We start from the raw sequence: 11,295 nt of genomic DNA, 5'->3' as shown, positions 1-11,295 counted from the left end.
ATTGTACGAAGAAAAGGCAGATTATACGTAATCAACAAAAAGAATCCTAGATTTAAACAAAGACAAGGATAATTATGGCAAGAATAGCAGGGGTAGATATACCTAAACAGAAAAGAGGAGTTATTGCTTTAACATACATATTTGGTGTGGGTAATAGCAGAGCAAAAGAAATTTTGCTGAAAGCTGAAGTTAGCTTAGACAAAAAAGTTTCAGATTGGAATGATGAAGAAATTGGTGCCATTCGTGATGCTGTTTCATTTTTCAAAATTGAAGGTGAATTGCGTTCAGAAATTCAGATAAACATTAAACGTTTAATGGATATTGGATGTCAAAGAGGTATTCGTCATAGAGCAGGTCTTCCTTTAAGAGGTCAAAGAACCAAAAACAATTCTAGAACGAGAAAAGGTAAAAGAAAAACTGTTGCAAACAAGAAAAAAGCAACTAAATAATAAGCAATATGGCTAAAGCAACAGCAAAAAAACGTAAAGTTATCGTTGAATCGACAGGAGAAGCTCATATTAGTGCAACTTTTAACAACATCATTATTTATTTAACAAATAAGAAAGGTGAAGTTATTTCTTGGTCTTCAGCTGGTAAAATGGGCTTTAGAGGTTCTAAAAAGAACACTCCTTATGCAGCTCAAATGGCAGCAGAAGATTGTTCAAAAGTAGCTCTTGAAGCTGGTCTTAAAAAAGTAAAAGTTTACGTTAAAGGACCAGGAAATGGTAGAGAATCTGCTATTAGATCATTACATAACGGTGGTATCGAAGTTACAGAAATTATTGATGTAACTCCAATGCCCCACAATGGATGTCGTCCTCCAAAAAGAAGAAGAGTTTAATTAAATATTTTACTATATTTACACTCTCAAAAAAATATTAAGTATAACCAAGATAGAATTACGATTATCGAAGGATTAGACCTGAATTCATAATCTCTATCTTAAACAATTAGAAATGGCAAGATATACTGGTCCAACAACTAAAATTGCTCGTAAATTTGGCGAAGCAATATTCGGAGAAGACAAAGCCTTCGAAAAAAGAAACTATCCTCCAGGACAACATGGTATGTCCAAAAGAAGAGGAAAAAAATCTGAATACGCTGTCCAATTAATGGAAAAACAAAAAGCTAAATATACTTATGGTATTTTAGAGCGTCAATTTAGAAACTTATTTGACAAAGCATCTGCAGCATCAGGAGTAACTGGTGAGATACTTTTACAACTTTGTGAAGCAAGATTAGACAATGTAGTCTATAGAATGGGAATTGCTCCTACTCGTAGAGGTGCACGTCAAATCGTTTCACATAGACATGTTACTGTTAATGGAGAATTAGTTAACATACCTTCTTACCACCTTAAACCAGGTGATAGAGTTGCGGTTCGTGAAAAATCTAAATCTCTTGAAGCAATCAACAGTTCTTTAACTAATGCATCTCAAGTTTATGAGTGGATTACTTGGAACAATGATACAAAGGAAGGTACTTTTGTAACTGTTCCTCAAAGACTTCAAATACCAGAAAACATTAAAGAGCAACTAATCGTAGAGTTGTATAACAAATAAAAATACATTAGTCGAATTATGGCAGTATTTAATTTTCAGAAGCCCGATAAAGTTATCATGATCGATTCAACCGATTTTGAAGGTAAGTTTGAATTCAGACCTTTAGAACCTGGTTACGGATTAACTGTTGGTAACGCATTAAGAAGAGTATTACTTTCAGCATTAGAAGGATTTGCTGTTACATCAATACGAATTGAAGGAGTAGAACATGAGTTCTCAACAATTCCTGGTGTAGTTGAAGATGTAACAGAAATTATCTTAAATCTTAAACAAGTACGTTTCAAACGTCAAATTGAAGATATAGATAATGAATCTGTTTCAATGTCATTGTCAGGAAAAGATGTTATAACAGCTGGTGATTTTCAAAAATTCATCTCTGGTTTTCAAATCTTAAATCCAGATTTAGTGATCTGTTACTTAGACAGTAAAACTTCAATAAACATGGAACTTACTATCGAAAAAGGTAGAGGATATGTTCCTGCAGAAGAAAACAAAAAAGCAAATGCACCTATTGGTACAATATATACTGACTCAATTTACACACCTGTAAAAAATGTGAAGTATTCAATTGAAAACTTTCGTGTGGAACAAAAAACTGATTATGAAAAATTAGTTTTCGAAATTCAAACAGATGGTTCAATTAACCCAAAAGACGCATTAACTGAAGCAGCTAAAACGTTGATTCATCACTTTATGTTGTTTTCTGACGAAAGAATTACACTTGAGGCAGATGAAATTGCTCAAACAGAATCTTATGATGAAGAATCATTACACATGAGACAGTTGTTAAAAACTAAACTTGTGGATATGGATTTATCAGTTAGAGCATTAAATTGTTTAAAAGCAGCAGAAGTTGATACCCTAGGTGACTTGGTTTCTTTTAACAAAAACGACTTAATGAAGTTCCGTAACTTTGGTAAAAAATCTTTAACAGAATTAGACGAATTAGTCGCTGTAAAAGGGCTTACTTTTGGCATGGATTTAGCAAAATATAAATTAGACAAAGAGTAATCTAATTTCGATTCAATTCGAGATTAAATTTAAGATACCATGAGACACGGAAAAAAATTCAATCATTTAAGCAGACAAAAAGGTCATAGAGCACTTTTGCTTTCAAATATGGCTTGTTCATTAATTGAACATAAAAGAATCAATACTACAGTAGCTAAAGCTAAAGCTTTAAAAGTGTATTTTGAACCATTAGTAACAAAATCAAAAGAAGATACAACTCACAACCGTCGTATTTGTTTCTCATATTTAAGAGACAAGTATGCAGTTACAGAGCTATTCAGAGAAGTAGCTGCTAAAGTAGGTGACCGACCAGGAGGATACACACGTATCATCAAACTAGGAAATCGTTTAGGAGATAACGCTGATATGGCCATGATAGAGTTAGTTGATTTTAACGAATTGTATAACGGTGGTAAAAAAGAAGAGAAAAAAGGCAGAAGTCGTCGTGGTGGAAAAGCTAAAATAGCTGAAACAACTGACGCTCCTGTTGCTGAAACTTCTGAAGAATCTACTGAAACTGCAGAATAATGAATATCAATTCATAAATATAAAAAAGGATAAGCTAATTACTAGTTTATCCTTTTTTTTTGGATTTTATCTCCCTTCTATCCACAAATTTACAAAATATGGCGTGGTAAAAAGTATCCATAATAAAATTATATTTTTTTAGTAGCAAAAGGCTTGGGCTTTATCTAGCCAAGTAATTCCTGTTGTCCATTCTATCTTTTTTAACAAAAAAGGATGCCATTTCCATCAGGGCTAAAAGAGAAACTATTCGATTATTTATAAACTTATTTTTTTTAAAAAAAGAATTATACTAAATTTGCAAAACAACTAACATCACATGCAATACACCACAAAACAAAAGGCCATCGTTTTATTAGCAGATGGAACAATTTTTCACGGAAAATCTATAGGAATTAGCGGCACAACATTTGGCGAGGTTTGTTTTAATACCGGAATGAGCGGGTATCAAGAAATCTTTACAGATCCTTCGTATTATGGACAAATTATGGTAACAACCAATCCTCATATTGGTAATTATGGTGTTCATATAAACGATGTAGAATCAAATGGTGTCAAAATAGCAGGTTTAATTTGTAAAAATTTTAGCTTTAACTATTCCCGATCAAGGGCATCCGAAAGTTTATATGATTATTTTGAAAAACAAAACATTGTAGCAGTTTCTGATGTTGATACTCGTGCTTTAGTTAGTTATATAAGAGATAATGGAGCGCAAAACGCAATTATTTCTACAGACGGAACTTCAATTGAAGATTTAAAAATTCAATTAGCAAACGTTCCAAACATGAAAGGATTAGAATTAGCTTCAAAAGTTTCTACAAAAGAACCTTATTTTTATGGAGATGAAAATGCAACTTTTAAAATATCAGCTTTAGACCTCGGAATAAAAACTAATATACTACGAAATCTTGCCAAAAGAGACTGCTATATAAAAGTATTCCCTTTTGATGCTACTTATCAAGACTTAAGCAGCTTTGACCCCAATGGCTACTTTTTGTCAAATGGACCTGGAGATCCAGAACCTTTAAGTCAAGCACAAAACACAGCTAAAGATATTATAGCTAATAATAAACCATTATTCGGAATTTGTTTAGGGCATCAAGTAATAGCTTTGGCAAATGGAATTTCGACTTATAAAATGTTCAACGGTCATAGAGGTATAAATCATCCTGTAAAAAACTTGTTGACCGGTAAAGGAGAAATTACATCACAAAATCATGGTTTTGCAGTACATAAACAAGAATTAGAAAATCATCCAGATATGGAAATTACACATTTACATTTAAATGACGATACTGTAGCTGGCATGAAAATGAAATCTAAAAATTGTTTTTCGGTACAATACCATCCAGAGGCGAGTCCAGGGCCACACGATTCAGCATATTTATTTGATACTTTTATTGAAAATATAAAATCTCACAATGTTATTGCTATTTAAAGCAAAAAATATTAAAAACTTATAAAAAAGCAACTAAATAAAGTTCATGCCAGCACCTTAAAATTCACTAAAACGTTATCGTTTATAAGTTTTTTAGAGTTTAAAATATAGAATGTTTAGTTTTGCTATACTAATTTATAAAAATCATTAAAAAATGAGCATAATCATTAAAATTCACGCCAGACAAATATTTGATTCACGTGGAAATCCAACAGTTGAAGTAGATGTAATTACAGAAAACGGAATTTTAGGAAGGGCTGCAGTACCAAGTGGTGCTTCTACAGGTGAGCACGAAGCTGTAGAATTACGAGATGGTGGTAAAGCTTTTATGGGAAAAGGAGTTTTAAAAGCTGTTGATAATGTAAATACAGAAATTGCTGCAGAAGTTGTAGGAATGTCTGTATTTGAACAAAATGCAATTGATAAAATGATGATTGAATTAGATGGTACTCCAAATAAATCTAATTTAGGGGCAAATGCTATTTTAGGTGTCTCTTTGGCATCAGCAAAAGCTGCAGCAGATGAGAGTGGCTTGAGTTTATTCAAATATGTAGGTGGAGTTTCTGCCAATACATTACCCCTTCCAATGATGAACATAATTAATGGTGGTTCTCATTCTGATGCGCCTATAGCGTTTCAAGAATTTATGATTATGCCCGTTAAGGCTAAAACTTTTTCTGAAGCAATGCAAATGGGTACAGAAATTTTTCATAACCTTAAAAAAGTATTACACGACAGAAATTTGTCAACAGCAGTTGGTGATGAAGGTGGTTTTGCTCCAAATTTAGCAGGTGGAACAGAAGATGCTTTAGATTCTATTAAATTAGCAGTTGAAAACGCAGGCTATACTTTTGGTGATGATGTTATGATCGCTTTAGATTGTGCTGCCGCTGAATTTTTTGTAGATGGCAAATACGACTACTCAAAATTTGAAGGACCTACCGGAAAAATTAGAACTTCTCAAGAACAAGCCGAATATTTAACTCAATTAACTACAAAATATCCTATCGTTTCTATTGAAGACGGTATGGATGAAAATGACTGGGCGGGTTGGAAAACACTAACCGAATTAGTTGGTGATAAAGTTCAATTAGTCGGTGACGATTTGTTTGTAACAAACGTAGAAAGATTAGCAAAAGGTATTGCTAATGATACTGCAAATTCTATTTTGATTAAAGTGAACCAAATAGGAACTCTTACTGAAACTATTGCTGCTGTTAATATGGCACATAACGCAGGTTATACATCAGTAATGAGCCATCGTTCAGGAGAAACTGAAGACAATACTATAGCCGATTTGGCTGTGGCATTAAATTGCGGACAAATTAAAACCGGATCAGCATCTCGTTCAGATAGAATGGCAAAATATAACCAACTTCTTCGAATTGAAGAAGAACTTGGAGACGTAGCTTACTTCCCCGGACTGAATGCTTTTAAGCAAAAATAATTAATATTTTTATTTATATACGAAACCTTTTAGATATCAAAATCTGAAAGGTTTTTTTATTTACAAGTCATTCCATTTTAAGTTTTAAAATGAAATTTGATTTATGTAACATTTTTAAGAATTTATTCAAATAGAAAAAAGTACAATTAAGTCATTTATAATTATTGTTTAATATAAAGATAATTAAAAATTTTAATCAAACTTTTGTTTTTATTTTTTAAAATATTTTTCAATTTACTTTTCTAATTTATTTTAATGTAAATTTTTCAAAAAAATTGCTTATGCTTTTTAAGGCTTAAAAAAAACGTTTAAAAAATATTGTTTCAATGCAGTAGTTTTCGATTATCATATTGGGTTTTTTATTTAAAATCAAAGTAAATTTAAACAAAAAGTATTCTGTACTTTGTAAAAAAAATAGCTATAAGTTTAAATAATTAAAACTGAGTTTGATTCTGCAATATTTAAAAGAAGTGTTTAAGCGTTTTCTTTATTTAAAATTAATTTTATTAAAAAAAACGAATATATATCAATTTTACATATTAATTATATATTTCCTAAAATACCTGTCATTATTTCTTTTTAATTAATAACTAATTCAGTAAATTTGTTGGATTGATAAAATTCAAGTTAAAAACGATACACTACTATGTTAAAAACGGCTACATTAGAATTAGATGGCAAAAAATACGAGTTTCCAGTAATTGTTGGAACAGAAAATGAGCTAGCTATTGAAATTGATACTTTACGTGGTGCAACAGGTGCTATTACATTAGACGCTGGTTTTAAAAACACAGGATCATGTAAAAGTGAAATTACTTTTCTAGATGGTGAAAAAGGAATACTTCGCTACAGAGGCTATTCTATAGAAGAATTAGCTGAAAAAGCAGACTTTTTAGAAGTTTCATTTTTATTGATTTTCGGAGAGTTACCAACTAAAGATCAATTAGATCAATTTGAAAAAGATATTAGAGCATATACTTTGGTTAATGAGGAAATGAAAAACATTATTGATGGTTTTCCTAAAACAGCTCATCCTATGGGTGTTTTAGCGGCATTAACTTCTGCATTAACAGCATTTAACCCAAAGTCAGTTAACCCTCACAACGAAAAAGAAATGTATGATGCTGTATGCAAAACCATGGCTAAATTTTTGGTTATTGCAACATGGACATATAGAAAATCAATGGGATTTCCATTAAATAATTATGATAACACTAAAGGTTATGTAGAAAACTTCATGCGAATGATGTTTGAAATTCCAACTGAACCTTATAAGTTTGACAGAAAAGTTATTAATGCGTTAAATAAATTATTTATCCTTCATGCTGATCATGAACAAAACTGTTCTACGTCTACCGTTCGAGTAGTAGGGTCTTCTCACGCAGGTTTATTTGCTTCTATCTCAGCGGGTGTTTCGGCACTATGGGGACCATTACACGGGGGAGCAAATCAGGCAGTGATAGAGATGTTACAAGAAATTCACAACAATGGTGGTGATGTGGCAAAATACGTTCTAAAAGCAAAAGATAAAGACGACTCTTTTCGTTTAATGGGTTTTGGTCATAGAGTTTATAAAAACTTTGATCCAAGAGCTACCATTATAAAAAAAGCAGCTAATGATGTTTTAGAGGCCTTGGGAGTTAATGACCCACTATTGGATATTGCAAAACAGCTAGAAAAAGTTGCATTAGAAGATGAATATTTTAAATCAAGAAATTTATATCCAAATGTAGATTTTTATTCTGGAATTATTTACCGTGCTATGGGTATACCTGTTGGTATGTTTACAGTATTATTCGCAATTGGTCGTTTACCAGGTTGGATAGCTCAATGGAAAGAAATGCGTTTAAATAAAGAGCCTATTGGAAGGCCTAGACAAGTTTATACCGGTTATAGTTTAAGGCATTTTAAAGAAGTTAATGATAGATAAAATATAAAAAAAGCCGTTTCAACTGAAACGGCTTTTTTATAAATAAAATAGAATTATCCTTTTGGAACATCTTTGTTAGAATTTCCTGTTAAATTATTTATTTTTTCCTCAGCTTTGTCAACTAAACCAGTTGATGTATCTTTAGCATCTCCTACTTTTTCATCGATCCATTCTGAAGCATCTTCTAATTTGTCTTTTGCGGCATCTATTACATCTGATAATTTATCACCAATACCCATTTCATCTAACTTAGCAGAAGCTTCATCAATAATGCCTGATGCTTTTTCTTTTAAATCCCCAGCAACATCTGCTGCCTTGTTTATTGTGTTTTCAGCCAAACCGCTTACTGTGTCTTTTACACCATCTAATGTTCCTTTTGTCTTTCCAAAAACGGAACTAAAAAAACTTGAAATTCCCATAATTACTTATTTATTGTTATGTTAAACTCAAATTTAAATTAAAAAAAATCAAAAAAAGTAATATTAAAAAGTTTAATAACCTTATTAAGATAAAAATTAAATATTATCGTTTAAAAACTAGAAGTCTTTTTTATCTTTACCAAATTACTAAATACTTTATTGAAGTATTCAAAAATAAATATATGTTACAATTAAACGTTAAAAACGAAACATCACGATTAAAGGCTGTTGTTTTAGGCTCAGCTAAAAGTAACGGTCCTACGCCAAGTAAATCAGAAGCGTATGATCCAAAATCATTAGAACATATTTTAGCAGGCACTTACCCTGTTGAAAAAGATATGGTAAAGGAAATGGAAGCTTTTAATCAAGTTTTTCAAAAATATGATGTTCATGTTTTTGGTCCCGAAATAATAGAAAATTGCAATCAAATTTTTACTAGAGATATAGGTTTTGTTATTGATGATGTTTTTATTAAATCTAATATCCTTCCGGATAGAGAAAAAGAGTTAGATGCTATTCAATATATAATTGATCAAATGGACCCTAAAAAAGTTGTGCGACCACCTAAAGAAGTTCATATAGAAGGTGGTGATGTTATGCTTTGGAATGATCATATTTTTATAGGCACATACAAGGGTTCTGATTATAAAGACTATATCACAGCAAGAACAAATATTGAAGGAGTACATTATATTAAAAGCTTATTTCCAAATAAAATAGTTAAAGAATTTGATTTGGTAAAGTCAAAACTAGAGGCAAGAGATAATGCGTTGCATTTGGATTGTTGTTTTCAGCCTGTTGGCCATAATAAAGGAATAATTTACAAAGGTGGTTTTAGGGAAGAAGCTGATTACGTGTATTTGGTTCAATTGTTTGGAAAAGAAAATTTATTCCATATTACTCGTGACGAAATGTATCATATGAATTCAAATGTATTTTCAATTGCACCAGATGTAGTAGTTTCTGAAAAGAACTTTACCCGATTAAACACTTGGTTAAGAGAACAAGGATTTACTGTAGAAGAAATCCCATATGCTCAAATTTCCAAACAAGAAGGATTGTTAAGATGTTCCACATTACCGTTAATAAGAGAATAAATTGTTCATAGTTTAAGATAAATGAACTAAAAACAACAAATAAACAAATTAAAATGAAACAAACAACAAATTCAATTTTGATGATTCGTCCAGTAGCTTTTCGAATGAATGAGCAAACGGCTGTAAATAATTATTACCAAAAAGTTTTAGACGGGTTAACTCCCGAAAATGTAAGTGCTAAAGCTCAAGAAGAGTTTGATACTTTTGTGCAAAAACTTAAAATGGTCGGTATTGATGTAACAGTTGTAGATGACTCGATTGACTCAGACACCCCTGATAGTATTTTTCCAAACAATTGGATTTCATTTCATGAGAATGGTGATGTTGCCATGTATCCCATGTTTGCTGAAAACCGAAGAGCTGAACGAAGAGAAGATATTTTAGATTTATTAGAAGAAAAAGGCTTTAAGCTTAACGATATAGTTGATTACACAGAAGCTGAAGAGGATGAAGTATATTTAGAAGGAACGGGTAGTCTTTTGTTAGACCGTGCAAACGGAAAAGTGTATTGCGCATTGTCTCCAAGAGCAGATGAGGAATTAATGATAGAATTTTGTGAAGATTTTGACATGGGACCCATCATTTTTGAAGCGTATCAAACTGTTAATGGTGAACGTAAATTGATATATCATACAAACGTAATGATGTGTTTAGGGGAAACTTTTGTCATAATTTGTGCTAATTCTATTGATGATAAAAGTGAAAGAAAACAAGTTTTACAAAGCTTAAAGCAAGATGGTAAAGAAATTATTTTAATTTCTGAAGAACAAGTAAACAGCTTTGCAGGAAACATGCTGCAATTAAAAGGAACCGATGACAAAAGTTACTTAGTAATGAGTAAATCTGCACATGAAAGTTTGACTTTAGAGCAAATAGAAAAAATCGAAAAACACGCTACTATTTTAAGTTCAAGTTTAGATACTATTGAAGCTTGTGGGGGTGGAAGCGCTCGATGCATGATGGCAGAAATATTTTTACCAAAAAACTAGATTTTAAAATATCCTATTTCAAATTTCAATATGCTTTATTGGAATTTGGAATTTTTGGGACTTACTTAAGTTGTTTTGGCTATGTTTTTTATCATTCCGCCAAATATAAAGTAGTGAAAAGGCACCAGTAGATACCAATATACCCTTCCAAATAATCCTTTTGGTCTAAAAGTTGCAATTTGATGTAAAACATTGTTTTCGTCAATCCTAAACTCCAGCCAAGCCTCACCAGGTAATCGCATTTCTGCAAAAAGCAAAAGCCTTTTTTCTTCTTTATCAGCCAATAAAACCCTCCAAAAATCTAAGGAATCTCCAGCTGCTACTTCGTTTAAATGAGTACGACCTCTTTGTAACCCAACACCACCAACTAGCTTGTCAAAAAAACCCCTTAATGCCCATATCCAATTTCCATAATACCACCCTTTTTCGCCACCAATTGACCAAATATTTTCTATTACTTTTTCTGTATTTTCTACTTTTATTGACTTTTCATCTTTTAAACAACCGTATGTAGGTACTTGAATGTAACCTCTTAAATCATTTTTAAGTCTCCCACTAACTAAACTATCTTTCCAACTAGAAATTACTAAGTTTTGTTCAATTTTTAAAAAGGCAAGTTGAATAGCTTCTTGATATGAAATAGGTTTTATGTCTAAAATATTCTGAAGTCTATTGTCTTTGCAAATAACCTCCATTTTCATGCTGTCAACTAAATTTATAGCTAATTTATAAGAAGTAGAGGTTACAAAGTACAACCAATAAGAAGATAATTTGGGAGTCATTACAGGTATCGTAAAAATCCATAGCTTTATCTTTCTTGTTTTGGCATATAAAAGCATCATTTGTTTATAAGTTATAATGTCTGGACCACCAATAT

The 11,295-nt window shown here is 31.5% G+C and carries 13 protein-coding genes; 11 read left to right on the top strand and 2 right to left on the bottom strand.

The annotated features are described in order from the left end of the window. The 9 genes from rpmJ to AABM47_RS10325 all read left to right on the top strand — a co-directional run. A partial coding sequence (gene rpmJ, locus AABM47_RS10365; RefSeq protein WP_338410851.1) for a 50S ribosomal protein L36 occupies positions 1-72 on the top strand: 72 nt, incomplete at its 5' end. Positions 73-74: 2 nt separating this feature from the next. Then, the gene (gene rpsM, locus AABM47_RS10360) at positions 75-449 is read left to right on the top strand and encodes a 30S ribosomal protein S13 (RefSeq protein WP_338410850.1); all 375 of its coding nucleotides are present in this window, start codon (positions 75-77) and stop codon (positions 447-449) included. A gap of 8 nt (positions 450-457) precedes the next feature. Next, a complete protein-coding gene (gene rpsK / locus AABM47_RS10355; RefSeq protein WP_338410849.1) occupies positions 458-841 on the top strand; it encodes a 30S ribosomal protein S11 in 384 nt (127 codons plus the stop codon). Between the two features lie 115 nt (positions 842-956). Beyond that, entirely contained in the window at positions 957-1,562 is a 606-nt protein-coding gene (gene rpsD / locus AABM47_RS10350) for a 30S ribosomal protein S4 (RefSeq protein ID WP_338410848.1), read from the top strand. A gap of 18 nt (positions 1,563-1,580) precedes the next feature. Beyond that, the gene (locus AABM47_RS10345) at positions 1,581-2,573 is read left to right on the top strand and encodes a DNA-directed RNA polymerase subunit alpha (RefSeq protein WP_338410847.1); all 993 of its coding nucleotides are present in this window, start codon (positions 1,581-1,583) and stop codon (positions 2,571-2,573) included. A 39-nt stretch (positions 2,574-2,612) separates the two neighbouring features. Continuing rightward, positions 2,613-3,101 (top strand): 50S ribosomal protein L17, encoded by a 489-nt coding sequence (gene rplQ / locus AABM47_RS10340; RefSeq protein WP_338410846.1) that lies wholly within the window; start codon positions 2,613-2,615, stop codon positions 3,099-3,101. Between the two features lie 316 nt (positions 3,102-3,417). Further along, entirely contained in the window at positions 3,418-4,536 is a 1,119-nt protein-coding gene (gene carA / locus AABM47_RS10335) for a glutamine-hydrolyzing carbamoyl-phosphate synthase small subunit (protein ID WP_338410845.1), read from the top strand. Between the two features lie 154 nt (positions 4,537-4,690). Further along, positions 4,691-5,983 (top strand): phosphopyruvate hydratase, encoded by a 1,293-nt coding sequence (gene eno, locus AABM47_RS10330; protein ID WP_338410844.1) that lies wholly within the window; start codon positions 4,691-4,693, stop codon positions 5,981-5,983. Between the two features lie 646 nt (positions 5,984-6,629). Further along, complete coding sequence (locus tag AABM47_RS10325) at positions 6,630-7,913, top strand: citrate synthase (RefSeq protein WP_338410843.1); 1,284 nt, start codon at positions 6,630-6,632, stop codon at positions 7,911-7,913. A gap of 53 nt (positions 7,914-7,966) precedes the next feature. On the opposite strand, the gene AABM47_RS10320 is transcribed toward AABM47_RS10325, so the two are convergent. Continuing rightward, positions 7,967-8,332 (bottom strand): hypothetical protein, encoded by a 366-nt coding sequence (locus tag AABM47_RS10320; RefSeq protein ID WP_338410842.1) that lies wholly within the window; start codon positions 8,330-8,332, stop codon positions 7,967-7,969. A 182-nt stretch (positions 8,333-8,514) separates the two neighbouring features. Between AABM47_RS10320 and AABM47_RS10315 the strand changes: the two genes are divergently transcribed. Both AABM47_RS10315 and AABM47_RS10310 read left to right on the top strand, forming a co-directional pair. After that, the gene (locus AABM47_RS10315; protein WP_338410841.1) at positions 8,515-9,429 is read left to right on the top strand and encodes an arginine deiminase family protein; all 915 of its coding nucleotides are present in this window, start codon (positions 8,515-8,517) and stop codon (positions 9,427-9,429) included. 53 nt (positions 9,430-9,482) lie between these two features. After that, positions 9,483-10,418, top strand: a complete 936-nt coding sequence (locus AABM47_RS10310; protein ID WP_338410840.1) for an arginine deiminase-related protein — start codon at positions 9,483-9,485, stop codon at positions 10,416-10,418. A 65-nt stretch (positions 10,419-10,483) separates the two neighbouring features. Here the strand turns inward: AABM47_RS10310 and AABM47_RS10305 are convergent. Further along, a partial coding sequence (locus AABM47_RS10305; RefSeq protein ID WP_338410839.1) for an SDR family oxidoreductase occupies positions 10,484-11,295 on the bottom strand: 812 nt, incomplete at its 5' end.

It is taken from the genome of uncultured Flavobacterium sp. (assembly GCF_963925415.1).
Classification (GTDB): Bacteria; Bacteroidota; Bacteroidia; order Flavobacteriales; family Flavobacteriaceae; genus Flavobacterium.
The sequence above is the reverse complement of the archived record's forward strand: the minus strand, read 5'-3'. Positions and strand labels throughout refer to the sequence as shown.